This window comes from Pseudomonas imperatae (genome assembly GCF_057128625.1).
The window spans coordinates 16,012-41,057 of record NZ_JBSKHP010000001.1 but is presented as its reverse complement, the minus strand read 5'-3'; the positions used below and the strand labels follow the sequence as shown (position 1 = coordinate 41,057).

Sequence of the window (25,046 nt, the reverse complement as noted above, 5' to 3'; positions counted from 1 at the left end):
GTAACGGCCTCTTAAGCCGTGAAGACGGACAAACCCCCTGGCCGCACGGCGCAGCCAGGGGGCATGCTGTTCACGTAATCAGTTGAACAAGCCGTAGAAGAATAGACGAATGCTATCCCACATGCGGCGGATGAAGCCACCTTCCTCGACCGCGTCGAGGGCGATCAGGTCGGCGCTGTGGACCACCTGGTCACCGTTTTTGACTTCCACTTTACCGATCACGTCACCTTTGGCGATAGGCGCGGTCAGCTGTGGCTTCATGGTCATGGTGGCGGTCAGGCCTTTCAGCTGGCCTTTTGGCAGGGTCATGGTCAGGTCGTCGGCAAGGCCCGCACGCACTTCGTGGGTAGCACCTTTCCATACCGGGGCTTTAGCCAGCTCGGTGCCCTTCTGGTAGAAGGTCTGGGTTTCGAAGAAACGGAAACCGTAGGTCAGCAGCTTCTGGGTTTCGGCAGCACGGGCCGCTTCGCTGGTGGTACCGAACACGACCGCGATCAGGCGCATGCCATCACGTACGGCCGAGGCCGCCATGCAGTAGCCGGCTTCTTCGGTGTGGCCGGTTTTCAGACCGTCGACGGTCTTGTCGCGCCACAGCAGCAGGTTGCGGTTAGGCTGCTTGATGTTGTTCCAGAAGAACTCTTTCTGCGAATAGATCGCGTAGTGGGCCGGGTCGATGTTGATGATCGCGCGGGCCAGCTTGGCGATGTCGTGCGGGGTGGAGTAGTGATCCGGGTTCGGCAGCCCGGTAGGGTTCATGAAGTGGCTGTTCTCCATGCCCAGGTCGCCGGCGGTCTTGTTCATCATGTCGGCGAAGGCGTCTTCGCTGCCGGCGATGTGCTCGGACAGGGCCACGGTGGCGTCGTTGCCCGACTGGATGATGATGCCGTGCAGCAGGTCGCTGACCGACACTTGCGAGCCGACTTTCAGGAACATCCGCGAACCACCGGTGCGCCAGGCGTTCTCGCTGACGGTCACCGGATCGTTCTCACCGATCTGGCCGCGCTTGATCTCCAGGGTGGCGATGTAGGCGCTCATCAGTTTGGTCAGGCTGGCTGGCGGCAGACGCTGGTCGCCGTTGCTATCCACCAGGACTTGCCCGCTGGACGCTTCCATCAGTACGTAGGCCTTGGCAGCCAGTTGCGGCGCCGCAGGCGTCATTTGCTCGGCCGACATGGCAACTGGGGCGATCAGCAGCAGTACAGGCAGGCACAGGCGTTTGGCAAAGGTGGTGATGTTCATCCGTCTCTCGAAATTGCTAATGGGCACATGCCCTCTCGGGCAAAATCTGTTTTGTGTCGGGGCCTATGACCCCATTTATTGCTCAGCCGTTCTGCGGGCCGTTAATCAAACGGCTGGCACCCGCCCCCAAGGACAGGCGCCAGCCGTGGTCCGGCCTGTTGCCAGGCCGGAAAAGTCATTCGGCGGTGACCACGCTAGGCGAACCCAGGTTGGCCAGGCGCACGCTGTCCTGGGTCTGCTGCACCTCACCCGGCGTGCCGATCGGCCCCATCCGCACTCGATACAGTGTCTGCTGGTTGCGCACGATCGAGCTGACGAACACCGGGGCTCGCACCATCGAACTCAGCTTCGACCTCAGCAGCTCCGCAGCGTCCGGATTGGCGAACGCTCCCACCTGGAGAAACTGGCCAGAGACTGGAACAGAAGCGTTTTTTTTTGCGTCGATCTGCGCGGGCAGGACGGCGGCGGCATGCTGTTGTGGCGGCGGCGTCCATTGCTCGATGGTGCCGGCCGACGCGGTGATGGCCGGCTTCTGCGGCACCTGCGCCACCTGCGGCTGGTCAAGCATCAGCGGCGCCGGGCGGCCGCGCTGGGCCCAGTACTGGGCCGGGTCGATACCTTCGACCTTCACGCGCGCGGTGCCGATCTCGGCATAGCCCAGCTTCTTGGCGGCGGCGTAGGACAGGTCGATGATGCGGTCGGAGTAGAACGGCCCGCGGTCATTCACGCGCAGGATCACGCTGCGGTTGTTGTCCAGGTTGGTGACGCGCACGTAGCTGGGCAGCGGCAGGGTCTTGTGCGCGGCACTCATGCCGTACAGGTCGTAGACCTCGCCGTTGGCAGTGTTCTGGCCATGGAACTTGGTGCCGTACCAGGAGGCCGTGCCGGTGGCCACGTAGCTGCTGGCATCGTTGAGCGGGAAGTAGGTCTTGCCCAGCACCGTGTAGGGGTTGGCCTTGTACGGGCCGCTGTGCAGCGTGGGCACGGCGTCAGGGATGCGCGAGACGTCCACGTCCCACCACGGCGCGCCGTCCTTGTGGGCCCGGTTGATGTCCAGGCCAGGCTGCGAGCGCACGGTATAACCGCCGCTTTGCGGGGCACGGCTGGTCGACGAGCAGCTGACGACGAGCAGGGCCAGGGCTGCGTAGCCCATCAGCTTCAGTGGTGTGCGAATCGGCGTAGTCCGCATTACTTGACGCCCCGTGCTTGAACCAGTGCTTGCGACAGTTGATAGACGGCCATGGCATACATGGCGCTGCGATTATAGCGAGTGATGGCGTAGAAGTTGCCAAGCCCCATCCAATATTCCGGACCGAACTCACCGTCGAAGCGGAAAGCAGTCACTGGCATATCGTCGCGCAGCGCATCATGACTCGACCAGCCCAGTGCTCGCAACTGTCCAACGTTCTTGACCGGATCAATGCCCGGGCTCAGGCCTTCGTCCACGTGCTGGCCACGCACCGAGGCGCGGCTCACCACCGGCTGGCCCATCACCCAGCCGTGCTGCTTGAAGTAGTTGGCGACACTGCCGATGGCGTCATCGGGGTCACTCCAGATGTTGATGTGGCCATCGCCGTCGAAATCCACGGCATAGGCGCGGAAACTGCTGGGCATGAACTGCGGCAGGCCCATGGCGCCGGCGTACGACCCCTTGATGCTCAGCGGGTCGACCTGCTGCTCACGCGACAGCAGCAGGAACTCGCGCAGCTCCTTGCGGAAGAAGTCGGCCCGTGGCGGGTAGTCGAACGCCAGGGTGGAAAGCGCGTCGATCACCCGGTAGTTGCCGGTATTTCTGCCGAAAAACGTTTCGACACCAATAATAGACACGATTATCTGCGCCGGCACGCCGTATTCCTGTTCGGCACGCTTGAGCGCTACCTCGTGCTGGCGCCAGAAGTCCACGCCACGGGCAATGCGCGCGTCGGTGATGAACAGCGGGCGGTATTCCTTCCACGGTTTCACCCGTTCGGCCGGCTTGGAGATGGCGTCGAGGATCGCCTGCTTGCGCTGCACTTCCTCGAACACGCCAATCACCTGCTCGCCGGCGAAGCCGTAGTCACGGGTCATCTCGCCAACGAACTTGGCCAGTTGCGGGGTGCCATCGTAGTCGCCGGCCGTCGCCTGTTGCGACGACCCGAGGATGCCCACCAGGCCGACCCAGGGAATGCACCGAGCGGCCCAGTTGCATACTGCTTGCATGAAATTCTTCACCTTAATCAAACCTGCGCGATCCACTTGCGATGGGTATGGATCGACATCAAAACCCCAAACGCTGACATCAGCGTCACCAGCGAAGTTCCGCCGTAGCTAATGAAGGGCAGCGGCACGCCTACGACGGGCAATAGGCCGCTGACCATACCGATATTGACGAAAACGTAAACAAAAAACGTCATGGTCAGGCTGCCGGCCAGCAGCTTGCCGAACAGCGTCTGCGCCTGGGCGGTAATCACCAGGCCACGGCCGATCAGCGCCAGGTACAACAGCAGCAAGGCGCAGATGCCCACCAGGCCGAACTCCTCGCCGAGCACGGCGATGATGAAGTCGGTGTGGCTTTCGGGCAGGAAGTCCAGGTGCGACTGGGTGCCCAGCAGCCAGCCCTTGCCGAACACCCCGCCCGAACCGATGGCGGCCTTGGACTGGATGATGTTCCAGCCGGTGCCCAGCGGGTCGCTCTCGGGGTCGAGGAAGGTCAGGATCCGCTGCTTCTGGTAGTCGTGCATGATGAAGAACCACATCGCCACCGCCACCGGCACCGCCGCGGCGATCACGCTGATGATCCAGCGCCAGCGCAGGCCGGCCATGAAGAGTACAAATGTACCCGAGGCCAGAATCAGCAGCGAGGTGCCCAGGTCCGGCTGGCGCACGATGAGAATGAACGGGATGCCGATCATCATCAGGCTCGCCCCTACATGCTTGAGCGTGGGCGGCAGCGTGCGCTTGGCCAGGTACCAGGCGATGGTGGCCGGCATGATGATCTTCATGAATTCCGAGGGCTGGAACTTGATCACCCCCGGGATGTTGATCCAGCGCGTGGCGCCCATGGCGTTGTGGCCCATGACGTCCACGGCCACCAGCAGGATCACCCCCAGGCAGTAGGCCAGCGGCACCCAGCGGGCCATGAAGCGCGGTTCCAGCTGGGCGATCAGCAGCATGGACACCAGGCCGATGCCGAACGAGGTGGCCTGCTTGATCAGCAGGTCCCAGCTCTTGCCACTGGCCGAATACAGCACGAACAGGCTGCCGGCCGCCAGGGTCAGCAGCAGGATCAACAGCGGGCCGTCGATGTGGATGCGCTGCAGCAAGGTGGCGCGGCGGCGCATCACGTCCTCGCTGGAGAGCATGCGATCGAAATTACTCTTCACGTGCGGTGATCTCCGTTGCGGTATTGCTGGCGTACTCGGGCTTGAGCCGGCCATCGGGGCCCAACAGCCAGGCGTCCATCACCTGGCGCACCACGGGCGCCGCGACGCCGGAACCGGACTCGCCGTTCTCCACCATCACCGCAACTACAATTTTGGGATTGTCAGCCGGCGCAAAACCCACGAACAGGGCGTGGTCGCGATGGCGTTCCTGAAGTTTGGAGCGGTCGTATTTTTCGCCCTGCTTGATGGCCACCACCTGGGCAGTGCCGCTCTTGCCGGCAATGCGGTATTGGGCGCCGACCGACGCCTTGCGGGCGGTACCACGGGCACCGTGCATCACTTGCTGCATGCCGTGGTTGACGCGGTCCCAGTCGTTGGGGTCGCGCAGCACAATGTCTTCCATGGGGTTCTCGTCCACCGGCGGTTCACCTTCGATGGTGCGCGCCAGGTGCGGACGGTTCCACTTGCCCTTGTTGGCCACCAGCGCGGTGGCCTGGGCCAGTTGCAGCGGGGTGGCCTGCATGTAGCCCTGGCCGATCCCCAGGATCAGGGTTTCACCCGGGAACCATGCCTGGCGCCGGGTAGCGCGCTTCCAGTCCCGCGACGGCATCAGGCCCGGGGACTCCTCGAACATGTCCAGGGCGACCTTCTGGCCGATGCCGAAACGGTTGAGGTAGCTGGACAGGCGGTCGATGCCCATCTTGTGCGCCAGGTCGTAGAAGTAGGTGTCGTTGGACCGCATGATCGCCGTGTCCAGGTCCACCCAGCCGTCGCCGCTGCGGTTCCAGTTGCGGTACTTGTGGTCGAAGTTGGGCAATTGGTAGTAGCCGGGGTCGAACACCCGGGTGCTGGCAGTCACCACACCAGTGTCGAGGCCGGCGATGGCCACCGCCGGCTTGATGGTCGAGCCCGGCGGGTACAGGCCGCGCAGCACGCGGTTGAACAGCGGCCGGTCGATGGAGTCGCGCAGGTCGGCATAGGCCTTGAAGCTGATGCCGGTGACAAACAGGTTGGGGTCGAAGCTCGGCTGGCTGACCATGGCCAGCACCTCGCCGGTCTGCGGGTCGAGGGCTACAATGGCGCCACGACGGCCGGCCAGCGCGGCCTCGGCGGCTTCCTGCAGGTTGATGTCCAGGCTCAGGACGATGTCCTTGCCAGGCACCGGGTCGGTGCGCTTGAGCACCCGCAGCACGCGGCCACGGGCGTTGGTCTCGACTTCTTCATAACCCACCTGGCCGTGCAACTGCGGCTCGTAGAAGCGCTCGATGCCGGTCTTGCCGATATGGTGGGTGCCGCTGTAGGCCACGGCGTCGAGGCTCTTCAGCTCTTTCTCGTTGATGCGCCCCATGTAGCCCACCGAATGGGCGAAATGCGGCCCCTGGGGGTAATGGCGCACCAGCTGCGCGACCACTTCCACCCCAGGCAGGCGGAACTGGTTCACGGCAATTCGGGCGATCTGTTCTTCGTTGAGCTCGAACAGTATCGGTACCGGCTCGAACGGCCGGCGGCCCTGCTTCATGCGCTTTTCGAACATGGCGCGTTCGTCAGGGCCCAGGTCGAGGATCTGGACGATGCTGTCCAGCACCTGCGCCCAATCCCCGGCCCGCTCACGGGTCATGCTCAGGCTGAAGCTGGGCCGGTTATCGGCGATGATCACCCCGTTACGGTCGTAGATCAGCCCGCGCGACGGCGGAATCGGCTGCACGTGCACCCGATTGTTCTCCGACAGCGTGGAGTGATATTCGTACTGGATGACCTGCAGGTAATACAGGCGAGCCACCAGCGCACACACCATCACCATCACCACGATTGCGCCGACCACGACGCGGCTACGCACCAGGCGTGCGTCTTTCTCGTGATCCTTGAGGCGAATCGGCTGGGACATGAAAGGCGGCTTGTACGCTTATTTGTGGTAAGGGTGCCCGGACAGGACTGTCCAGGCGCGATACAACTGCTCGCCGATCAGGATGCGTACCAGCGGGTGCGGCAAGGTCAGGGGCGACAGCGACCAGCGCTGGTCGGCGCGCGCGCACACTTCAGGCGCCAGCCCCTCGGGGCCGCCCACCATGAAGTTGACGGTGCGCGAATCCAGCCGCCACTTGTCCAGCTCTACCGCCAGCTGCTCGGTGCTCCACGGCTTGCCGTGCACTTCGAGCGTGACGATACGCTCCCCCGGCTGAACCTTGGCCAACATGGCTTCGCCTTCCTGACGGATGAAGCGCGCCACGTCGGCGTTCTTGCCGCGGGTGTTGAGCGGGATTTCCACCAGGTCGAGGGCAAGCTCGGACGGCAGACGCTTGGCGTATTCCTGCCAACCGTCTTCCACCCACTTCGGCATGCGCGAGCCGACCGCAATCAGACGCAGACGCATGGCCCGGCCTTATTCGTTGCCCGGGGTGTGGTGCGCGCCGCTGGCGGCACGGCTCTGCTCGGCGCCCTGCCACAGGCGTTCCAGGTCGTAGAACTGGCGGGCAGCAGCGGTCATCATGTGCACGATGACGTCACCCAGGTCCAGCAGCACCCAGTCGCTTTCGCCCTTGCCTTCTTCACCCAGTGGCTGCGCGCCCTTGGCCTTCACGTTCTCGCGAACCTTGTCCAGCATGGCGTTGATCTGGCGGCTGGAGGTACCGGTGGCGATGACCATGTAGTCGGTCAGGCTGTGCTTGTCCTTCACGTCGATGACCAGGATGTCCTGGGCCTTGACGTCTTCCAGTGCGGCCTTGGCCAGTTCGACCAGCTCTTCGCCGGATACGCTGATTTTTTGCTTAGTCATATAAAACTCGTTCAGTTCAATTGGACGCACGGTACAGCCCGTGCGCCTCGATGTAGGCCAGTACCGCGTCAGGCACCAGGAAACGTACCGACTTCCCGCTGGCCAGCAGTTGACGGATCTGGGTGGCCGACACCGCGAGGGGGGTCTGCCAGACGAAAGTAATATTCCCGCCAGGCCCTTCAAGGGCCAGCGGGTCGCTGACCGACCGCGCGGCCAGCAGGTTGCGCAAGGCATCCGGCGGCTCGCTGTCGGCGTCAGGCCGCTGCAATACCAGGATATGGCAGTGCTGCAGCAGTTCTTCCCAGCGGTGCCAGGAAGGCAGGCCACAAAAGGCATCCCAGCCCAGCAGCAGGAACAGCTGGTCATCGGCGGCGAGTTCCGCGCGCATCAGCTCCAGCGTATCAATGGTGTAGGACGGCTTGTCCCGTTGCAGCTCCCGGGCATCCACCGTCAACGGCGCCACGCCCTGCACCGCGCATTGCACCATCGCCAGGCGGTCCTGCGGCGTCACCTGCGGGGTGTCGCGGTGCGGCGGCCGGGCGTTGGGCGTCAGGCGCAGTTCGTCCAGGCGCAGCGCATCGGCCACTTCCAGCGCGCTGCGCAGGTGGCCGATGTGCACCGGGTCGAAGGTGCCCCCCAGCACGCCGATACGGCGTGGCGCGGGTTTGCTGCCTGGCTGGCTCAGGTCGCCCAAGTCAGGCCGGCTCCTGGCCGCGCAGCTGGCCGTCGCCGACCACGATGTATTTCTCGCAAGTCAGGCCTTCCAGGCCTACCGGGCCACGGGCGTGGATCTTGTCCGTGGAAATGCCGATTTCCGCACCCAGGCCATACTCGAAGCCGTCGGCGAAGCAGGTCGGGGTGTTGATCATCACCGAGGCGGAATCGACTTCGGCGGTGAACCGCCGGGCCTCGGCCAGGTTCTCGGTGGCGATGGAGTCGGTGTGGTGCGAACCGTAGTGATTGATGTGCTCGATGGCCTGGTCCAGGCCGTCGACCACGCGAATCGACAGGATCGCCGCCAGGTATTCGGTGTGCCAGTCGGCCTCGGTGGCCGGCAGCGCCTGGATGATGTCACGGGTGCGCTCGCAGCCGCGCAGTTCCACGCCCTTCTCGGCGAACTGGGCAGCCATGGCCGGCAGGAAGTCGGCGGCCACGGCCGCGTCCACCAGCAGGGTTTCCATGGCACCGCAGATACCGTAGCGGTAGGTCTTGGCGTTGAAGGCGATGCGCTGGGCCTTGGCCAGGTCGGCGTCGGCGGCAACATAGATATGGCAGATGCCATCCAGGTGCTTGATGACCGGCACCTTGGCATCGCGGCTGACGCGCTCGATGAGGCCGCGGCCGCCACGGGGCACGATGATGTCGACATACTCGGGCATGCTGATCAGCGCGCCCACGGCCTCGCGGTCGGTGGTTTCCACTACTTGCACCACGGCGGCTGGCAGGCCGGCCTCGGCCAGGCCGCGCTGCACGCAGGCGGCGATGGCACGGTTGGAATGGATGGCCTCGGAGCCGCCGCGCAGGATGGTGGCGTTGCCGGACTTCAGGCACAGGCTGGCGGCGTCGATGGTCACGTTGGGGCGCGACTCGTAGATGATGCCCACCACGCCCAGGGGTACGCGCATCTTGCCGACCTGGATACCCGACGGCCGATAGCTCATGTCGCGGATCGCACCCACCGGGTCCGGCAGGCTGGCCACCTGGCGCAGGCCGACGATCATGCCGTCGATGCGCGCAGGGGTCAGCGCCAGGCGCTCGAGCATGGCCGGCTCCAGGCCGTTGGCCCGGCCAGCGGCCAGGTCCTGCTCGTTGGCGGCGGTGAGTTCGCTGCGGGCGGCGTCCAGGGCGTTGGCGGCAGCCTGCAGGGCGCGGTTCTTCTGCGCAGTGCTGGCGCGCGCGATCACGCGGGAGGCGTCGCGGGCGGCGCGACCCAAACGGGTCATGTAGTCAAGAACGGACTCAGTCATGGTCTCTGTGGTCTTGGCAAAGAGGAAAGCGGCTGATTATAGCTGTCTCGAGGGTCCACCGACAGCGGTGGCAGGCGGATGGTCAAAAACAGTCACACAACGGGCAACGATTCAGCCGTGATTAAGCCACAGATGAATATTATCCTTGCGAGCTCTTTCGTATCTTCCGGTAACCGCCCGATGCTGCCTGCCCTGCCCTGGCCCGATGCTCGCCCCCTGCCCGACACTTTCTTCGACCGCGACGCCCAGGTGCTGGCCCGCGAGCTGCTGGGCAAGGTGATTCGCCATCGCCAGGGGCCGTACTGGCTGTCGGCACGCATTATCGAGACCGAGGCCTATTACTGCGCCGAGAAAGGCAGCCACGCCTCCCTGGGCTACACCGAGAAACGCAAGGCGCTGTTCCTCGACGGCGGGCACATCTACATGTACTACGCCCGGGGCGGCGACTCGCTGAACTTCAGCGCCCAGGGTCCCGGCAACGCGGTGCTGATCAAGTCCGCCTACCCCTGGGTGGACGCCCATGCCGACGCCAACGCCCTGGCGCAGATGCAGCTGAACAACCCCGACGCCAGCGGCAACCCCCGCCCGCCGGAGCGCCTGTGCGCCGGGCAGACCCTGCTGTGCAAGGCGCTGGGCCTGAAGGTGCCCAATTGGGACGCCCGGCGCTTCGACCCTGAACAATTATTTGTCGAAGACCTTGGCATTATCCCGAAACAAATTATCCAGACCACCCGCCTGGGCATCCCCCACGGGCGCGACGAACATCTGCCGTACCGCTTCGTGGACGCCGAGCATGCCCGCCATTGCACAAGGAACCCCTTGCGCCGCGGTCAAGTCGAAGGTCGCGACTTTTCCATCCTCACGCAAGGAAACTGAAACATGGGCCCATGGCTCGACGGGCTGACCGCCTGGTTGTCCGCTCACCCCCAATGGCTGGGGCTGGCGATTGTGCTGGTGGCCTGCACCGAATGCCTGGCGATTGTCGGCCTGATCGTGCCCGGCACCGTGCTGCTGTTCGCCATCGCCGTGCTGGCCGGCAGCGGCGCGCTGTCGCTGGGCGAGACCTTGCTGCTGGGCTATATCGGCGGCCTGCTGGGCGACGGTTTGTCCTACTTCACCGGGCGCCATTTCCACCAGAACATCCGGCGCCTGCCTGGCTTGCGCCACCATCCCGAATGGATCGGCCGCGCCGAAGGCTATTTCCAACGCTACGGCATCGCCAGCCTGCTGGTGGGGCGCTTCATCGGCCCGCTGCGGCCGATGCTGCCCATGGTGGCGGGCATGTTCGACATGCCGCTGGTGCGGTTCGTGGGGGTGAGCCTGCTGGCGGGTGCCGGCTGGTCGGTGGTGTACCTGATGCCCGGCTGGGCCACCGGTGCCGCCATGCGCCTGCCGCTGCCGGAAGGCTTCTGGCCCCAGGCAGGCGTGCTGGCCGCAGGCTTCGCCATCCTGATCGGCCTGAGCGTGAGCGCCGCCTGGCAATCGCGCCGCCGTGGCACCCGGCTGGTCACGGCCATGTGCCTGGTGCTGCTGGCGGGCGTGTTCCTGGGCTGGCCGCACCTGGTGCAGTTCGACCAGGGCATCATGACCCTGGTGCAGGAACACCGCGGTGCGCTGGCTGACGACATCGCCGTGGCGCTGACCAAGATGGGCGACTTCCGCACCCAGTTCGTGCTGGCGGCGCTGCTCTGCGGCCTGCTGCTGGTGCTGCGCCAGTGGCGGCCGGCCGTGTTTGCCGTCGGCACGCTGCTGGGGACCGCGCTGGGCAACGGGCTGATGAAGCACGTGTTCGCGCGCATGCGCCCGGACGTGATGACCCACCCCCTGGGCACCTACAGCATGCCCAGCGGCCACAGTTCGGCGGCGTTCGCGCTGTTCCTGACCCTGGCCGTGCTGGCCGGGCGCGGCCAGCCGCCAAGGCTGCGGCTGACCTGGTTGTTGCTGGGCATCCTGCCGGCGGGGAGCATCGCCCTGTCACGGGTGTACCTAGGGGCGCATTGGCCCACGGATATCCTGGCGGGCGCCCTGCTGGCGTGCTTCGTGTGCGCGGCCAGCCTGACCCTGAGCCAATGGCGCCAGCAGTTGCCAGCCATGGCGCCGAGGGTGTGGTGGGTGGTGATGCCGGTCACAACGGTGGTGCTGGCCTATTTCGCCACGCGGGAGTTTTCCCATACCCTGCTGCGCTACGCCTATTGAAGGCCGCTACGACGTTGTTGTGGGAGCTGGCTTGCCAGCGAGCTGTTGAGGCCCTAAAAGCTCGCTGGCAAGCCAGCTCCCACAAAGACGGTTGTTGATACAGGGGTCAGGCGAACAGTTCGCCCTGCAGGTCGTCGAGCAGTACCTGGATGCCCGCGAGCCGTTCGGAAGGTTCCTGCAGCGCCAGCAGGTCGATCTTGTCCAGCTCAGGGAACGGCAGCAGGTACGCCAACTGGTTCGCCAGCGACTGGCGCCCGGGGATCTCGTTGCCCATGTCCAGCGCTGCCACCATGGGGTGCTCGGCCAGGGCATGCAGCAGCGCCACCAGGTCGTCGTCCTCTTCCTGCAGCGGCTGGTCGGCGCTTTCCGGCAACCACTCCACGTCCGCCACCAGCAGCTGGTCGCGCTGCAGCTCGGTGCCGGTCACGCGGAAGCGGCGCACGCCCTCCACGCGAATGCCCAGTAGGCCGTTGTCCTGCTGCTGGAAATCGCGGATCACCGCCTCGCAGCCGATAACCGCATGCCCGGTGGGCGCCGGGCCGACTTCCTGGCCTTCCAGGATGCACACCACGCCAAATCCGGCGCCCTGCTTCATGCAGCGGCCGATCATGTCCAGGTAGCGTGCCTCGAATATCTGCAGGTCGAGCATGCAGCCGGGGAACAGCACGGTATTGAGGGGGAATAACGGCAAGGTCATAGTGGTTTCCTTAAACGAACAGGCTGACGACCAGCGGCAGGAACACCGCGGTCGACACCCCCATCAGGCTCATCGCCAGCGCAGCGAAGGCCCCGCACTCCTCGCCTTCCTGCAGGGCCACCGAAGTGCCCACCGCATGGGCGGTCATGCCCAGGGCCATGCCCCGGGCTGCGGGGCTGCGTACCTTGAGCATGGACAGCATGGCCGGGCCGAAGATCGCGCCGATCACGCCGGTAATCAGCACGAACACTGCCGCCAGCGCTGCCACGCCACCAATCTGCTCCGCTACCAGCATAGCGATGGGCGAGGTCACGGACTTGGGGGCCAGGGTCATCAGAATCATGTGCTCGGCGCCGAAGCTCCAGGCCAGCAACAGCCCCAGGCCGGTGGCGAACACCCCGCCTACCACCAGCGTAGCCAAGGTGGGCGCCAGCAATTGGCGGATACGCTTGAGGTTCAGGTACAGCGGCACGGCCAAGGCCACGGTGGCGGGCCCCAGCAGGATGCCGAGAATGTCAGTGCTCTTGCGGTATTCGCCGTAGCTGACGCCAGTCAGCAGCAGGATACCGATGATCACCAGCATGGACACCAGCACCGGCTGCAGGAAGATCCAGCGGGTGCGCTCGTACCCGGCCAGCACTAGCTGGTAGGTGCCCAGGGTGATGCCGATGCCGAACAGCGGATGGTGAATCACCGACGCCAGCGCGCCGTGCCAGTCCAGGGTCATGAGTGGTCCCCGCGCCGCGCCAGCATTTTCTGCATCAGCCAGCCCGCCAGCGCCATGGACACCAGCACCGAGATCACCAGGGTGCCGGCAATCGCCCAGAAGTCGGCAGCAATATCACTGGCATAGGCCATCACGCCCACGGCCGGCGGCACCAGCAACAACGGCAGGTAGCGCAGCAGGCTGGACGAGGCGTCGCCCAGAGGCTTGCCCACCTCGCCGCGCACCATCAGGAACGCCAGCAACAGCAGCAGGCCGATAATCGGCCCCGGCAGCATGCTCAGCACCAGATGATTGATGGCTGTGCCCAGCAATTGGAAAACGATCAGCCACGTCAAACCACGTAACAACATATTTTTCTCCGCCCCTGGCATGCCGGGCCATTATAAGCACGCAAGCTTGGCGGCTATAAACCGCCATTCGCCATGGCCATGGAAGCTTGACCGGCGTGGATGACCATGCTGATCTAGACGCGCGTATGCCAACGCGCCATCAACAAGGAGAGTGCAGATGCCCTTTGTACCCGTTGCAGAACTCAAGCAGTACGTCGGTAAGGAACTGGGGTATTCCCAATGGTTGAAGATCGACCAGGCTCGCATCAACCTGTTTGCCGAGGCCACCGGTGACTTCCAGTTTATTCACGTGGACCCGGAAAAAGCCGCCAAGACCCCGTTTGGCAGCACCATTGCCCACGGTTTCCTGTCGTTGTCGCTGATCCCCAAGCTGATGGAAGACCTGCTGGTGGTGCCCGAGGGCCTGAAAATGGTGGTCAACTACGGCCTGGACAGCGTGCGCTTCATCCAGCCGGTGAAGGTCGACTCCAACGTGCGGCTCAAGGTGGAACTCACCGAAGTCACCGAGAAAAAGCCCGGCCAATGGCTGCTCAAGGCTACCGCCACCCTTGAAATCGAGGGTTCGGAGAAGCCGGCGTATATCGCCGAACCGCTATCACTCTGCTTCGTGTAATAACCAGACAGCGGGCAATGCCGCCGGTGGCTGTTTCACCGGGGGCATTGTGCGGCATACTCGGCGCCTTACTTGCCCGGATCCCGCCATGCGCCCACTCGTTCCCCTCGCCCTGACCTTATTGATCACCGCCTGTGGCGATGGCGAGTCCCTTTCCCCTCCCGACGCGCGCCTGCCCGATGGCGGCCGCTACCGTGGCGAGGTGGTCAATGGCCTGTTGCAGGGCCAGGGCCGGATCGACTACCCCAACGGCAGCTGGTACACCGGTGCGTTCCTCAACGGCCAGTGGCACGGCCAGGGCGAATGGCACGGCAGCAACGGCGAACTCTACCGCGGCGAATTCAAGCAGGGCCTGTTCGACGGCCAGGGCACCCTGAGCGCCAACGGCACTACCTACACCGGCACCTTCAAGCTGGGCCGCCGCGACGGCGAAGGCACGCTGAAAGAGCCGGGGCAAAGCTACCGTGGCGGCTTCAAGGCCGACCAGTATTCGGGCGCCGGGCACCTGGAGCTGGACGACGGCAGCGACTACCAGGGCGTGTTCGCCCAAGGCAAACCCAACGGCGAAGGCGTGCGCAGCGACGGCAGCGGCAACCAGTTCACCGGCAATTTCGTCAACGGCGAGCTGGAGGGCCACGGCACCTTCAGCAGTTCCGACGGCGACCAGTACATCGGCGAGTTCCAGCACAACCGCCTGCAAGGCCGCGGCCGCTACGAAAGCGCCGAGGGCGACGTCTGGATCGGCGAGTTCAAGGAAGGCGCGCTGAGCGGTGAGGGCGAAATGTTCGGCAGCGACGGCAGCCACTTCAAGGGCCGTTTCGAGGACTGGCATTTCGCCGGCCAGGGCACCCTGAGCCTGGCCGATGGCAGCAGCTACGTGGGCAACTTCGACACCGACACCTACGACGGCAAGGGCACCCTCACCCACAAGGACGGCGAGGTGGAAAGCGGCTGGTGGACCAACGGCCAGCGCGTACGCGACGCCCAGGGCAAGCTGCTGCCCGACACCCTCGAACTGGGCCTGCTGAACCAGGGCGCGCTGCTGGACAAGGCGCTGGCCGCCGTGCCCGCCTCCACCAATGGCGAAATCCAGCTGTACAGCCTGACGCTGGCCGGTGATGGCAAGCAGAGCGTGTTCATGCGCGAGGCCGACTACGTCAACCACATGCTCGCCAGCCGCTTCGGCGCCGTGGGCCAGGTGAACCTGGTGAACCACCGCGACCACCTGGGCGACCGGCCCATGGCCACCCGCGAGACTCTCAGCCGCGCGGTGCAGACCATCGCCCAGCGCAGCGGCGCCGAGGACCTGGTGTTCATTTACCTGACGAGCCACGGCACCCACGAACATGAGCTGGTGCTGGACCAGCCGCGCCTGCAGCTGTCGGACCTGCCACCCGACGAACTGGCCGCGGTGCTGGCGCCGCTGAAGAACCGCGACAAGATCGTGGTGATTTCAGCGTGCTACTCCGGCGGCTTCGTGCCGGCGCTCAAGGACGACCACACGCTGGTCATGACCGCCTCGCGAGCCGACCGCGTGTCGTTTGGCTGCTCGGAGGAGTCGGACTTCACCTATTTTGGCGACGCGCTGTTCGCCCAGGCCCTGAACGAAACGGACGACCTGCAACAAGCGTTCGAACTTGCCCGCAAGCATGTTGCCGAACGTGAACAGGCGGACGGCTTCGATGCGTCCGAGCCGCAGATCTGGGCCCCCAAGGGCGTGCTTGCACACTGGCAACGCCTGCGCCAGCAGCAGGCCAAGCGGGCGCTGCAAAGTGCGGCACTGGGCAGTGGGGCCCAGGCGAAAAGTGCAGGAAGCCACTAGACTTCCTGTAACAGGGGAGAGACAACATGTATTTGACGCCGCAGCACATCATGCTCGCTGGAGCCACCGGTCTCACGGGTGAACATCTGCTGGACCGCCTGCTCAACGAACCCACGGTGAGCCGCGTACTGGCGCCCACCCGTCGCCCCCTTGCCGAGCACCCGCACCTGGAAAACCCGGTAGGGCCGTTCACTGACCTGCTGCCGGCGCTGGCGGGCCGCGTCGACGTGGCCTATTGCTGCCTGGGCAGCACCATCAAGCAGGCCGGCTCCCAGGAGGCGTTCCGCCAGATCGACCACGACCTGGTCATGGCCTACGCCCACCGCGCCCGGGAGATGGGCGCCCGGCACCTGCTGGTGATCAGCGCCATCGACGCCGACGACAAGTCGAAGATCTTCTACAACCGCGTGAAAGGCGAGACCGAGCGCGACCTCAAGGCCATGAACTGGCCACAGCTGACCATCGTGCGGCCTTCGTTGCTGCTGGGCACCCGGGTGCAGCCTCGCCTGGGCGAGCAGCTGGTGGCACCGCTGGCCAAATTGATTCCGGGCAAATACCGCGGCATCGAAGCGTGCCAGCTGGCGCGGGCGCTGTGGCGCCTGGCGCTTGAGGAGCAGGACGGCATCCGCGTGGTTGAATCCGACGAACTGCGCCGTCTGGGCAGGTAAGGGCCGCGTTTTCGCGCGGGACGCAGCCTGCGGCAGCTGCTACGCGAAGATCGCCTCGCCTGCATCGCGGCCAAGGCCGGCTCCTACCACGAACGGTGTAGGAGCCGACTTTAGTCGCGATGCAGGCGACGCCATTTCAAGACAGTTACCGGTACGGAATCTACAGGCCGCCTTGGGCTTGCACGCCGAAGCCGAGCACGTTGAGCACCGACAACGGCAACAGCAGCGTATCCAGCAAGGTGCTGAACGGCAGGTCAACCTGCGGCCAGGCCGGCGCCTCGGCGCCAAACTTATCCACAGGGCAGCACCCGCCTTCGATTGCATACCAATCCAGCCGCGCCCCGGAATACACCACCGGCGCGCCCGGCTTGGCCGCGTCCAGGGTGCGCACGCTGGCGCAGCCGCCCAGTTGCAGGGCGGCCAGCAGGCACGGCAGGAATCTATTCATCGCCGCCCAGGTGGTACTCGCCCCAGCGCGGCAGCATGTCCTGGGGAATGTTCAGCAGGTTCAGCACCCGCGCCACCACGAAGTCCACCAGGTCATCGATGGTCTGCGGCTGGTGGTAGAAACCGGGCGATGCCGGCAGCATCACCGCGCCCATCTGCGACAGCTTGAGCATGTTTTCCAGGTGAATGGTGGAGTACGGCGCCTCGCGCGGCACCAGGATCAGCTGCCGACGCTCCTTGAGGGTGACGTCGGCGGCACGCTCGATCAGGTTGTTGCAAGCGCCGGTGGCAATGGCCGACAGGGTGCCCGTGGAGCACGGCACCACGACCATGGCGGCTGGCGCGCCGGAGCCTGAGGCGACCGGCGACATCCAGTCTTCCTTGCCGTAGACGCGGATCTGGTTGGCCGCAGCGCCGGTGTATTCGGTGAGGAACGCCTGCATGGCCTGGGGCTTGGCCGGCAGCACCACGTCGGTCTCGGTGGCCATCACCAGCTGCGCGGCCTTGGAGATCAGGAAGTGCACCTCGCGGTCTTCGCGCACCAGGCAATCGAGCAGGCGCAGGCCGTACTGGGCGCCCGAGGCGCCAGTCATGGCCAGCGTGATGCGTTCGGGGCCACTCATTTGAGCGCCTCGGCCAGCTTCAGGTGCAGGCCGCCGAAGCCGCCGTTACTCATGATCACCACGTGGGTGCCTGGCTGCGCCTGGCTTTGCACCCGGGCGATGATCGCCTCCAGCGAGTCGGCGACAATGGCCGGCACCGGGCACTGCGCCGCTGTGGCGGCCAGGTCCCAACCCAGGTTCGGCGGTGCGTACCAGATCACCTGGTCGGCATCGCGCACGCTGTCCGGCAGGCCGTCGCGGTGGGCGCCCAGCTTCATGGAGTTGGAGCGCGGCTCGATCACCGCGATCAGCGGTGCATCGCCGATGCGCTTGCGCAGGCCGTCCAGGGTGGTGGCGATAGCCGTGGGGTGGTGGGCGAAGTCATCGTAGATGGTCACGCCCTGCACCTGGGCCACGGTTTCCATGCGGCGCTTGACGTTCTTGAACGCGCTCAGGGCTTCGATGCCCAGGGCCGCCACCACGCCAACGTGGCGTGCCGCGGCCAGGGTAGCCAGGGCGTTGGCGACGTTGTGCTGGCCGGTCAGCGGCCAGTCCACGGTGCCTTCTACCTTGCCATCGAACAACACCTCGAAGCGCGAGCCGTCTTCGCTCAACAGGCGCGCCTGCCATTGGCCGCCAGCGCCAGTGGTCTGCACCGGGGTCCAACAGCCCATCTGGATCACGCGCTGCAACGCCGGCTCTGTGGTGGGGTGAATCACCAGGCCTTCGCTGGGAATGGTGCGCACCAGGTGGTGGAACTGCCGCTCGATGGCCGGCAGGTCGGGGAAGATGTCGGCGTGGTCGAATTCCAGGTTGTTGAGGATCGCCGTGCGCGGGCGGTAGTGGACGAACTTCGAGCGCTTGTCGAAGAAGGCGCTGTCGTACTCGTCGGCCTCGACCACGAAGAACGGCGTGTCGCCCAGGCGTGCCGACACCGCAAAGTTCTGCGGCACGCCACCAATCAGGAAGCCCGGCGCCATGCCGGCGTGTTCCAGCACCCAGGCGAGCATGCTGCTGGTGGTAGTCTTGCCGTGGGTGCCGGCCACGGCCAGTACCCAGCGGCCCTGCAGCACGTGGTCGGCCAGCCATTGCGGGCCCGACACGTAGGGCAGGCCCTTGTTCAGCACGTATTCCACTGCCGGGTTGCCGCGCGACAGGGCGTTGCCGATCACCACCAGGTCAGGCGCAGGGTCCAGCTGGGCGGCGTCGTAGCCTTGGGTCAGTTCAATGCCCTGGGCCTGCAGTTGCGTGCTCATGGGCGGGTAGACGTTGGCGTCCGAGCCAGTGACGTGATGGCCCAATTCCTTGGCGAGTACCGCCAGCGAGCCCATGAACGTGCCGCAGATACCGAGAATATGAATGTGCATGATTGACCTCGTAAAACATCGAGGCAGGGTAGCCCACGGTAGGAAAAATCTCACGCGCTGATTGCGGCACCTGTCCGTGTGAGAGCTGGCTTGCCAGCGAGTTTTTCGCGGCCCCGACAACTCGCTGGCAAGCCAGCTCCCACGGTCACGCGTTCAGCTGGCGGCTGATGCGGTGTTTGCGCAATTTTCTATACAAGGTGTTGCGGCTCACGCCCAGCTCCTCGGCCACATGGGTCATGTGCCAGCGCTGGCGTTCCAGCACGCCGATCAACGCCGTGCGCTCGGCTTCGGCCAACGGCTGCTCGGGCAAGGGTGCGGGCTGCGCCTGGTCGCGCAGGTACCCCGGCAGGTCGGCGAAGGTCACCTGCCCGCCTTCGCTCAGGGCCACCAGCGTGCGCAACACGTTGCGCATCTGCCGCACGTTGCCGGGCCAATTGAAGGCCAGCAGCGCCTGCCGTGCTTCCAGCGCCAGGCGCATCGGTTCGCCACCAGCCTCCTGGGCCAGGATGAAATCCAGCAGGGCCGGTTTGTCGGTGCGGTCGCGCAGGGCCGGCAGGTCGATTTCCAACCCGTTCAGGCGGTAATAGAGGTCTTCGCGGAAACTGCCCTCGCGCACCCGCTCCAGCAGGTTGCGGTGGGTGGCGCTGATGATACGCACATCCACTGCCACGGCCTCGCCACCCAACGGCACCACCATGCGGTCTTCCAGCACGCGCAGCAGGCGGGTTTGCAGGGCCAGGGGCATATCGCCAATCTCATCCAGCAACAAGGTGCCGCCGTCGGCCTGCTGCAACTTGCCGCGCATGCCTTCCTTGCGCGCGCCAGTGAAGCTGCCGCCGCGGTAGCCGAACAGTTCGCTCTCGATCAGGCTCTCGGGCAGCGACGCGCAGTTGAGGGCGACGAAGGCCTTGTCGGCGCGGCGGCTGGCCTGGTGCACGGCCTTGGCGAAGGCCTCCTTGCCCGAGCCGGTTTCGCCATGGACCATCAGTGGCACGTCACGCTCGAAGACCTTCAGCGCCCGGCGGAAATCCAGCTGCAGGCGCTCGTCGCCCAGGCAGATATCCACAGCCGGGGCCGCCGGTTGCCGCGCCGGCACGGCCAGCACCTGCGGCCGCGGCCGGCCGCGCAGGCTGGCAAACAGTGGCCGGCCATCGCGGCTGCGCAGCGGCCAGCTGGCGGTGGCCTCCTGGGTGGCGCGGCCCAGCAGTTCACCCAGCGCGCATTCGAAGAACGCCTCCACGGGCTGCCCCACCAGGGTGCCGCGCCCGCGCCCCAGCAGGTTCAGGGCGCTCTGGTTGACGGCCACGATGCGCCCCTGTTCGTCGAAGGCCAGCAGGCCTTCACTGAACATACCCACGGATTCGGCTTGCAAGTGGAAGCGCAACAGCCACTGGTCTTCGAAGTGGCGCATGAAATAGCAGCTCTCGATCATCTTCGCCGAGAGGTTGACCAGGGTCATGGTGTGGAACTGGCTCTGCCGCGAGACGTCGGCCCGCGCCGAAGACACGTCGAGCACCGCCAGCAGCTCGCCATTGGGGTCGAACACCGGGCTGGCCGAGCAGGTCAGGCCCGTATGGCGGCCGCGGAAGTGTTCATCCTGGTGAATGGTCAGGGCCTGGCGCTCCACCAGGCAGGTGCCGATGCCGTTGGTGCCCTCGCGCGCCTCGCTCCAGTCGGCGCCCAGCCACAGCCCGGCGCGCTCGAACACCTTGCGTTCGGTGGGCGCGGTGACACAGTTGAGGATCACCCCGCGGGCGTCGGTGAGCAGCACCGCGTGGCCCGCGCCGGACAACTGTTGATGCAAATTGGCCATTTCGCCGCCGGCAATCTGCAGCACCTGCTGCATGCGCTCGCGGCTTTCAAGGATGCGCCCATGCTCCAGCACCGTGGGCGCCATGGCCACGGAAGGGTCCAGGTGGTAGTCCTCCAGGCAACGCAACCAGGAGCGGGCGATAGAAGGATCGCTGGCAGGGCTGCCGGACGGTGCCTGGCCCCGGGCGACGGTCAGCACCTGGCGGGCGTGGCGGCTGAGATGATCACTGTGCACTTTTTATTATTCTCCAGTGGAGGTGATCTCCAGCATCCTCCAGGCGCCCCCCCAATGCAATGCCACCTTCGACCCATGGGTCACGGCTGTGTCATGCCTGGCACAAAGTGTCACGCCCACTGTCGCGGGGTTGCCACGAAGCCTTGCTACAACTTATCCACAGGGCGGCCGCAAGCCTCGACTTTGCTGGGTTGCAGGGCGCTGGCCCGACACTTGCTCTACGCTTTGTACACGCCGCAAACGCGTCCTCCAGCCAAAAGCATAAAAACCCAAGGAGATACTCACCATGCGTTACGCACATCCCGGTACCGAAGGGGCTCTGGTCAACTTCAAGAGCCGCTACGGCAACTACATCGGCGGCGAATTCGTGGCGCCGGTCAAGGGTCAGTACTTCACCACCACTTCGCCGGTCAATGGCCAGCCCATTGCCGAATTCCCCCGCTCCACTGCCGAAGACATCGATAAAGCCCTGGACGCCGCCCACGCCGCTGCCGACGCGTGGGGCAGCACCTCGGTGCAGGCCCGTTCGCTGATCCTGCTGAAAATCGCCGACCGCATCGAACAGCACCTGGAAACCCTGGCCATCACCGAGACCTGGGACAACGGCAAGGCCGTGCGCGAAACCCTCAACGCCGACATCCCGCTGGCCGCCGACCACTTCCGCTACTTCGCCGGCTGCCTGCGCGCCCAGGAAGGCAGCGCTGCTGAAATCGACGGCAACACCGTGGCCTACCACATCCACGAACCGCTGGGCGTGGTCGGCCAGATCATCCCGTGGAACTTCCCGATCCTGATGGCTGCGTGGAAGCTGGCCCCGGCCCTGGCCGCCGGCAACTGCGTGGTGCTCAAGCCCGCCGAGCAGACCCCGCTGGGCATCACCGTGCTGATCGAGCTGATCGGCGACCTGCTGCCACCGGGCGTGCTGAACATCGTCCAGGGCTTCGGCAAGGAAGCTGGCGAAGCGCTGGCCACCAGCAAGCGCATCGCCAAGATTGCCTTCACCGGCTCAACCCCGGTGGGTTCGCACATCATGAAATGCGCCGCCGAGAACATCATACCGTCCACCGTGGAGCTGGGCGGCAAGTCGCCGAACATCTTCTTCGAAGACATCATGCAGGCCGAGCAGAGCTTCATTGAGAAGGCCGCCGAAGGCCTGGTGCTGGCGTTCTTCAACCAGGGCGAGGTGTGCACCTGCCCATCGCGTGCGCTGGTACAGGAGTCGATCTACCCGGCCTTCATGAAGGAAGTGATGAAGAAGATCGAGCAGATCAAGCGCGGCGACCCGCTGGACACCGAGACCATGGTCGGCGCCCAGGCGTCCGAGCAGCAGTTCGACAAGATCCTGTCCTACCTGGACATCGCCAAGGGCGAAGGCGCCGAGCTGCTGACGGGCGGCCAGGTGCAGAAACTGGAGGGCAGCCTGGCGACCGGCTACTACATCCAGCCAACCCTGCTGAAAGGCAACAACAAGATGCGCGTGTTCCAGGAAGAAATCTTCGGCCCGGTGGTGAGCATCACCACCTTCAAGGACGAAGCCGAAGCCCTGGCCATCGCCAACGACACCGAGTTCGGCCTCGGCGCCGGCGTGTGGACCCGCGACATCAACCGCGCCTACCGCATGGGCCGCGGCATCAAGGCGGGCCGCGTGTGGACCAACTGCTACCACCTGTACCCGGCGCACGCGGCGTTCGGCGGCTACAAGAAGTCTGGCGTAGGCCGTGAAACCCACAAGATGATGCTGGACCACTACCAACAGACCAAAAACCTGCTGGTGAGCTACGACATCAACCCGCTCGGGTTCTTCTAAGCTTCTAAGCTGAAGGCAAGGCAGCCCGTTCATGCTTCCTGGGTGAACGGGCTGATTCATTTCAGCGTCCGTTTGATTGCGTTTTCTAATTGTTTTAAGGCAGCATCGGACCAACGGCATGCTGTGGTATTGGCCGCCAACATCCGTCAGCACGTGAGGCCCGTTATGCGAATTATCCAAGCATCGCTGGAGCATCTGGACATGATTGCTCCGTTGTTCGTCAAATACCGCGAGTTCTACGGCGAGCTGCCCTACCCCGATTCGTCCCGGGCGTTCCTGGAAAAGCGCCTGCGCCGCAAGGAATCGGTGATCTACCTGGCCCTGCCCGACGATGATGACAGCAAGCTGCTGGGCTTCTGCCAGCTGTACCCCAGTTTTTCCTCGCTATCGCTCAAGCGCGTGTGGATTCTCAACGACATCTATGTCGCCGAGGACGCCCGTCGCCAGTTGGTGGCCGACCACCTGCTGCGCACCGCCAAGAAGATGGCCAAGGAAACCCACGCCGTGCGCATGCGCGTGTCCACCAGCGCCGACAACGAAGTGGCGCACAAGACCTACGAATCCATCGGTTTCCACCAGGACACTGAATTCCTCAGTTACGTGTTGCCCATCAACTCCGATTGATCCCCCCCGGCAGCCGCTGCCGTTTGGCGGCGGCTGCACGCTTTCACGGAAATCCGACACGCCTGGCTACAAACTCGTGGGGCATTCCCGGTGTCCGGTCGTATAATCCTGACGCCGCAGGTTGTACGATTTGTTACCGAACAGCCTCACGCCCTTAAAGTCGCCCCAAGCCCGTAGCCTCGGGCCCTGCACAGGTGTTGCACATGGATTTCAACCCGCTTGACCTGATCCTGCATCTCGATACCTACCTCGACCTGCTGGTGAACAACTACGGCCCCTGGATCTACGCGATCCTGTTCCTGGTCATCTTCTGCGAGACCGGCCTGGTGGTGACGCCTTTCCTGCCTGGCGACTCGCTGCTGTTCATTGCCGGCGCCGTGGCCGCTGGCGGCGGCATGGACCCGTTCCTGCTGGCAGGCCTGTTGATGGCAGCCGCCATCCTGGGTGACAGCACCAACTACATCATCGGCCGTACCACGGGGGAGAAGCTGTTCAGCAACCCCAACTCGAAGATCTTCCGCCGCGACTACCTGCAGCAGACCCACGACTTCTACGAGCGCCATGGCGGCAAGACCGTGACCCTGGCGCGTTTCCTGCCGATCCTGCGTACCTTCGCACCGTTCGTGGCCGGTATCGCCAAAATGTCCTACCCGCGGTTCCTGGGCTTCAGCGTGGCGGGTACCGTGGTGTGGGTCTGCGGCCTGGTAGCGCTGGGCTACTTCTTCGGCAACGTGCCGTTCATCAAGAAGAACCTGTCGCTGCTGGTACTGGCCATCATCCTGCTGTCGCTGGTGCCCATGGTCATTGGCGTGGTCAAGAGCCGCATGGCCGGCAAGGCCGCCAAGGCCACGTCGCGCTAAGCCATGTGGTCGTTGCGCGCCTGGCGCCGCCGCCGGGCCCTGGCCCGGCACCCACTGGACCCGCAACTGTGGAAACAGGCACGGCACGCCCTGGCCATCCTCGACGACATCACTGTCGAGGAAGACCAGTGGCTGCAGGAGCACAGCGTGCTGTTCCTGCTGGACAAGCACCTGACCAGCCTGGACGGCGTGCAGCTGGATGACCTCACCCGCCTGCTGCTGGCCGCCCAGGCCCAGTTGCCGCTGCTGCACCTGGGCGACCTCAACTGGTACGGCAACTTCCACGAGATAGTGCTCTACCCCGACGACTTCCTCAGCCCCCAGCGCCACCGCGACCCCAGCGGCGTGGAGCACAGCTGGGACGGCGAGCACAGCGGCGAGGCCTGGCAGCAGGGCCCCATCATCCTGGCCCTGCCAGGCGTGCTGGCCAGCGGCGGCTGGGAGGGCTACAACCTGGTCATCCACGAACTGGCGCACAAGCTGGACATGCTCAACGGTGACGCCAACGGCCTGCCGCCCCTGCACGGCGACATGCGCGTCAGCGACTGGGCCGCCGCCATGCAGCACGCCTACGATGACCTGAACCGGCAACTGGACCACAACCCTCACGCCGAAACTGCCATCGACCCTTATGCCGCGGAAAACCCGGCGGAGTTCTTCGCCGTCACCAGCGAGTATTTCTTCAGTGCCCCGGACCTGCTGCACCAGGCCTACCCGGAGGTTTACCGGCAACTCCAGGCGTTCTACCGCCAGGATCCGCTGACCCGCCTGCAGGGCCTGCAACGCAGCCATCCCGACTACCGCCACAGCCACCCGGCCTAAGGCGGGTGTCGGTCCGGCCGGGCGTGGCAACGCTGCCAATCTATGCAATAATCCCT

The 25,046-nt window shown here is 65.0% G+C and carries 25 protein-coding genes; 9 read left to right on the top strand and 16 right to left on the bottom strand.

The features are described from left to right. Positions 1 to 78: 78 nt before the first annotated feature. The 9 genes from ACWKWX_RS00180 to ACWKWX_RS00140 form a co-directional block, all read right to left on the bottom strand. Complete coding sequence (locus ACWKWX_RS00180) at positions 79 to 1,239, bottom strand: D-alanyl-D-alanine carboxypeptidase family protein (RefSeq protein ID WP_416427062.1); 1,161 nt, start codon at positions 1,237 to 1,239, stop codon at positions 79 to 81. Positions 1,240 to 1,414: 175 nt separating this feature from the next. Continuing rightward, positions 1,415 to 2,428, bottom strand: a complete 1,014-nt coding sequence (locus tag ACWKWX_RS00175) for a septal ring lytic transglycosylase RlpA family protein (protein WP_416427063.1) — start codon at positions 2,426 to 2,428, stop codon at positions 1,415 to 1,417. Further along, a complete protein-coding gene (mltB, locus tag ACWKWX_RS00170) occupies positions 2,428 to 3,438 on the bottom strand; it encodes a lytic murein transglycosylase B (protein ID WP_483826773.1) in 1,011 nt (336 codons plus the stop codon). Before mltB ends, ACWKWX_RS00175 begins: the two co-directional genes overlap by 1 nt. A gap of 17 nt (positions 3,439 to 3,455) precedes the next feature. After that, a complete protein-coding gene (gene rodA, locus ACWKWX_RS00165; RefSeq protein WP_416427476.1) occupies positions 3,456 to 4,559 on the bottom strand; it encodes a rod shape-determining protein RodA in 1,104 nt (367 codons plus the stop codon). 31 nt (positions 4,560 to 4,590) lie between these two features. Continuing rightward, positions 4,591 to 6,486, bottom strand: coding sequence for a penicillin-binding protein 2 (gene mrdA / locus ACWKWX_RS00160; RefSeq protein ID WP_416427065.1), 1,896 nt, complete (start codon positions 6,484 to 6,486; stop codon positions 4,591 to 4,593). Positions 6,487 to 6,504: 18 nt separating this feature from the next. Further along, positions 6,505 to 6,972, bottom strand: a complete 468-nt coding sequence (rlmH, locus tag ACWKWX_RS00155; RefSeq protein ID WP_027981077.1) for a 23S rRNA (pseudouridine(1915)-N(3))-methyltransferase RlmH — start codon at positions 6,970 to 6,972, stop codon at positions 6,505 to 6,507. A gap of 9 nt (positions 6,973 to 6,981) precedes the next feature. Beyond that, positions 6,982 to 7,374: a ribosome silencing factor gene (gene rsfS / locus ACWKWX_RS00150; protein ID WP_027981076.1), complete on the bottom strand. Its 393-nt coding sequence runs from the start codon at positions 7,372 to 7,374 to the stop codon at positions 6,982 to 6,984. Positions 7,375 to 7,390: 16 nt separating this feature from the next. After that, complete coding sequence (nadD, locus tag ACWKWX_RS00145) at positions 7,391 to 8,059, bottom strand: nicotinate-nucleotide adenylyltransferase (RefSeq protein WP_416427477.1); 669 nt, start codon at positions 8,057 to 8,059, stop codon at positions 7,391 to 7,393. A 10-nt stretch (positions 8,060 to 8,069) separates the two neighbouring features. Beyond that, positions 8,070 to 9,341: a glutamate-5-semialdehyde dehydrogenase gene (locus ACWKWX_RS00140; RefSeq protein WP_483826772.1), complete on the bottom strand. Its 1,272-nt coding sequence runs from the start codon at positions 9,339 to 9,341 to the stop codon at positions 8,070 to 8,072. Between the two features lie 180 nt (positions 9,342 to 9,521). Here ACWKWX_RS00140 and ACWKWX_RS00135 point away from each other — a divergent pair, with 180 nt between their 5' ends. Together ACWKWX_RS00135 and ACWKWX_RS00130 are read left to right on the top strand one after the other, a co-directional pair. Beyond that, complete coding sequence (locus ACWKWX_RS00135; RefSeq protein ID WP_483826771.1) at positions 9,522 to 10,217, top strand: DNA-3-methyladenine glycosylase; 696 nt, start codon at positions 9,522 to 9,524, stop codon at positions 10,215 to 10,217. A 3-nt stretch (positions 10,218 to 10,220) separates the two neighbouring features. Continuing rightward, complete coding sequence (locus ACWKWX_RS00130; RefSeq protein WP_483826770.1) at positions 10,221 to 11,537, top strand: bifunctional DedA family/phosphatase PAP2 family protein; 1,317 nt, start codon at positions 10,221 to 10,223, stop codon at positions 11,535 to 11,537. A gap of 106 nt (positions 11,538 to 11,643) precedes the next feature. Here ACWKWX_RS00130 and ACWKWX_RS00125 read toward each other — a convergent pair whose 3' ends face one another. From ACWKWX_RS00125 to ACWKWX_RS00115, 3 genes are read right to left on the bottom strand one after another with little or no spacing between them, the layout of a single operon-like run. Then, positions 11,644 to 12,234, bottom strand: a complete 591-nt coding sequence (locus ACWKWX_RS00125; protein ID WP_416427069.1) for an LON peptidase substrate-binding domain-containing protein — start codon at positions 12,232 to 12,234, stop codon at positions 11,644 to 11,646. 10 nt (positions 12,235 to 12,244) lie between these two features. Then, positions 12,245 to 12,955, bottom strand: coding sequence for an LrgB family protein (locus ACWKWX_RS00120; protein WP_473006907.1), 711 nt, complete (start codon positions 12,953 to 12,955; stop codon positions 12,245 to 12,247). Positions 12,956 to 12,957: 2 nt separating this feature from the next. Then, positions 12,958 to 13,311 (bottom strand): CidA/LrgA family protein, encoded by a 354-nt coding sequence (locus ACWKWX_RS00115; protein WP_473004612.1) that lies wholly within the window; start codon positions 13,309 to 13,311, stop codon positions 12,958 to 12,960. Between the two features lie 157 nt (positions 13,312 to 13,468). On the opposite strand from ACWKWX_RS00115, the gene ACWKWX_RS00110 reads away from it, so the two are divergent. The 3 genes from ACWKWX_RS00110 to ACWKWX_RS00100 all read left to right on the top strand — a co-directional run bounded on the left by ACWKWX_RS00110 (position 13,469) and on the right by ACWKWX_RS00100 (position 16,414). Beyond that, positions 13,469 to 13,924, top strand: a complete 456-nt coding sequence (locus ACWKWX_RS00110) for a MaoC family dehydratase (protein WP_416427071.1) — start codon at positions 13,469 to 13,471, stop codon at positions 13,922 to 13,924. Positions 13,925 to 14,012: 88 nt separating this feature from the next. Beyond that, positions 14,013 to 15,746: a C13 family peptidase gene (locus ACWKWX_RS00105; protein WP_473004613.1), complete on the top strand. Its 1,734-nt coding sequence runs from the start codon at positions 14,013 to 14,015 to the stop codon at positions 15,744 to 15,746. Between the two features lie 26 nt (positions 15,747 to 15,772). After that, entirely contained in the window at positions 15,773 to 16,414 is a 642-nt protein-coding gene (locus ACWKWX_RS00100; protein ID WP_416427073.1) for an oxidoreductase, read from the top strand. A 160-nt stretch (positions 16,415 to 16,574) separates the two neighbouring features. Here ACWKWX_RS00100 and ACWKWX_RS00095 read toward each other — a convergent pair whose 3' ends face one another. The 4 genes from ACWKWX_RS00095 to ACWKWX_RS00080 form a co-directional block, all read right to left on the bottom strand. Beyond that, the gene (locus tag ACWKWX_RS00095) at positions 16,575 to 16,862 is read right to left on the bottom strand and encodes a YceK/YidQ family lipoprotein (RefSeq protein WP_416427074.1); all 288 of its coding nucleotides are present in this window, start codon (positions 16,860 to 16,862) and stop codon (positions 16,575 to 16,577) included. After that, entirely contained in the window at positions 16,855 to 17,484 is a 630-nt protein-coding gene (ubiX, locus tag ACWKWX_RS00090; protein ID WP_416427075.1) for a flavin prenyltransferase UbiX, read from the bottom strand. The genes ACWKWX_RS00095 and ubiX overlap by 8 nt, the downstream gene beginning before the upstream one ends. Further along, positions 17,481 to 18,830 (bottom strand): UDP-N-acetylmuramate:L-alanyl-gamma-D-glutamyl-meso-diaminopimelate ligase, encoded by a 1,350-nt coding sequence (mpl, locus tag ACWKWX_RS00085; RefSeq protein WP_416427076.1) that lies wholly within the window; start codon positions 18,828 to 18,830, stop codon positions 17,481 to 17,483. Before mpl ends, ubiX begins: the two co-directional genes overlap by 4 nt. A 145-nt stretch (positions 18,831 to 18,975) precedes the next feature. After that, entirely contained in the window at positions 18,976 to 20,877 is a 1,902-nt protein-coding gene (locus ACWKWX_RS00080; protein ID WP_483826769.1) for a sigma-54-dependent Fis family transcriptional regulator, read from the bottom strand. A gap of 286 nt (positions 20,878 to 21,163) precedes the next feature. Here ACWKWX_RS00080 and exaC point away from each other — a divergent pair, with 286 nt between their 5' ends. The 4 genes from exaC to ACWKWX_RS00060 all read left to right on the top strand — a co-directional run bounded on the left by exaC (position 21,164) and on the right by ACWKWX_RS00060 (position 24,990). Next, positions 21,164 to 22,684: an acetaldehyde dehydrogenase ExaC gene (gene exaC / locus ACWKWX_RS00075; RefSeq protein WP_473004614.1), complete on the top strand. Its 1,521-nt coding sequence runs from the start codon at positions 21,164 to 21,166 to the stop codon at positions 22,682 to 22,684. A 165-nt stretch (positions 22,685 to 22,849) separates the two neighbouring features. Next, positions 22,850 to 23,308: a GNAT family N-acetyltransferase gene (locus ACWKWX_RS00070; protein ID WP_416427079.1), complete on the top strand. Its 459-nt coding sequence runs from the start codon at positions 22,850 to 22,852 to the stop codon at positions 23,306 to 23,308. A gap of 203 nt (positions 23,309 to 23,511) precedes the next feature. Beyond that, entirely contained in the window at positions 23,512 to 24,168 is a 657-nt protein-coding gene (locus ACWKWX_RS00065) for a DedA family protein (protein WP_416427080.1), read from the top strand. Between the two features lie 3 nt (positions 24,169 to 24,171). Further along, a complete protein-coding gene (locus ACWKWX_RS00060; RefSeq protein WP_483826768.1) occupies positions 24,172 to 24,990 on the top strand; it encodes a M90 family metallopeptidase in 819 nt (272 codons plus the stop codon). Positions 24,991 to 25,046 lie beyond the last annotated feature (56 nt).

Bases quoted from the DNA above. Each gene is read 5' to 3' on its own strand.
- ACWKWX_RS00060 (WP_483826768.1), top strand. From the start codon at position 24,172: ATGTGGTCGTTGCGCGCCTGGCGCCGCCGCCGGGCCCTGGCCCGGCAC.
- ACWKWX_RS00140 (WP_483826772.1), bottom strand. From the start codon at position 9,341: ATGACTGAGTCCGTTCTTGACTACATGACCCGTTTGGGTCGCGCCGCC.
- mltB (WP_483826773.1), bottom strand. From the start codon at position 3,438: ATGCAAGCAGTATGCAACTGGGCCGCTCGGTGCATTCCCTGGGTCGGC.
- ubiX (WP_416427075.1), bottom strand. From the start codon at position 17,484: ATGAGTGGCCCCGAACGCATCACGCTGGCCATGACTGGCGCCTCGGGC.
- ACWKWX_RS00135 (WP_483826771.1), top strand. From the start codon at position 9,522: ATGCTGCCTGCCCTGCCCTGGCCCGATGCTCGCCCCCTGCCCGACACT.
- ACWKWX_RS00100 (WP_416427073.1), top strand. From the start codon at position 15,773: ATGTATTTGACGCCGCAGCACATCATGCTCGCTGGAGCCACCGGTCTC.
- rsfS (WP_027981076.1), bottom strand. From the start codon at position 7,374: ATGACTAAGCAAAAAATCAGCGTATCCGGCGAAGAGCTGGTCGAACTG.
- ACWKWX_RS00125 (WP_416427069.1), bottom strand. From the start codon at position 12,234: ATGACCTTGCCGTTATTCCCCCTCAATACCGTGCTGTTCCCCGGCTGC.
- exaC (WP_473004614.1), top strand. From the start codon at position 21,164: ATGCGTTACGCACATCCCGGTACCGAAGGGGCTCTGGTCAACTTCAAG.
- ACWKWX_RS00070 (WP_416427079.1), top strand. From the start codon at position 22,850: ATGCGAATTATCCAAGCATCGCTGGAGCATCTGGACATGATTGCTCCG.
- ACWKWX_RS00180 (WP_416427062.1), bottom strand. From the start codon at position 1,239: ATGAACATCACCACCTTTGCCAAACGCCTGTGCCTGCCTGTACTGCTG.
- mpl (WP_416427076.1), bottom strand. From the start codon at position 18,830: ATGCACATTCATATTCTCGGTATCTGCGGCACGTTCATGGGCTCGCTG.
- ACWKWX_RS00095 (WP_416427074.1), bottom strand. From the start codon at position 16,862: ATGAATAGATTCCTGCCGTGCCTGCTGGCCGCCCTGCAACTGGGCGGC.
- mrdA (WP_416427065.1), bottom strand. From the start codon at position 6,486: ATGTCCCAGCCGATTCGCCTCAAGGATCACGAGAAAGACGCACGCCTG.
- rodA (WP_416427476.1), bottom strand. From the start codon at position 4,559: ATGCGCCGCCGCGCCACCTTGCTGCAGCGCATCCACATCGACGGCCCG.
- rlmH (WP_027981077.1), bottom strand. From the start codon at position 6,972: ATGCGTCTGCGTCTGATTGCGGTCGGCTCGCGCATGCCGAAGTGGGTG.
- ACWKWX_RS00175 (WP_416427063.1), bottom strand. From the start codon at position 2,428: ATGCGGACTACGCCGATTCGCACACCACTGAAGCTGATGGGCTACGCA.
- ACWKWX_RS00115 (WP_473004612.1), bottom strand. From the start codon at position 13,311: ATGTTGTTACGTGGTTTGACGTGGCTGATCGTTTTCCAATTGCTGGGC.
- ACWKWX_RS00130 (WP_483826770.1), top strand. From the start codon at position 10,221: ATGGGCCCATGGCTCGACGGGCTGACCGCCTGGTTGTCCGCTCACCCC.
- ACWKWX_RS00065 (WP_416427080.1), top strand. From the start codon at position 23,512: ATGGATTTCAACCCGCTTGACCTGATCCTGCATCTCGATACCTACCTC.
- ACWKWX_RS00110 (WP_416427071.1), top strand. From the start codon at position 13,469: ATGCCCTTTGTACCCGTTGCAGAACTCAAGCAGTACGTCGGTAAGGAA.
- ACWKWX_RS00105 (WP_473004613.1), top strand. From the start codon at position 14,013: ATGCGCCCACTCGTTCCCCTCGCCCTGACCTTATTGATCACCGCCTGT.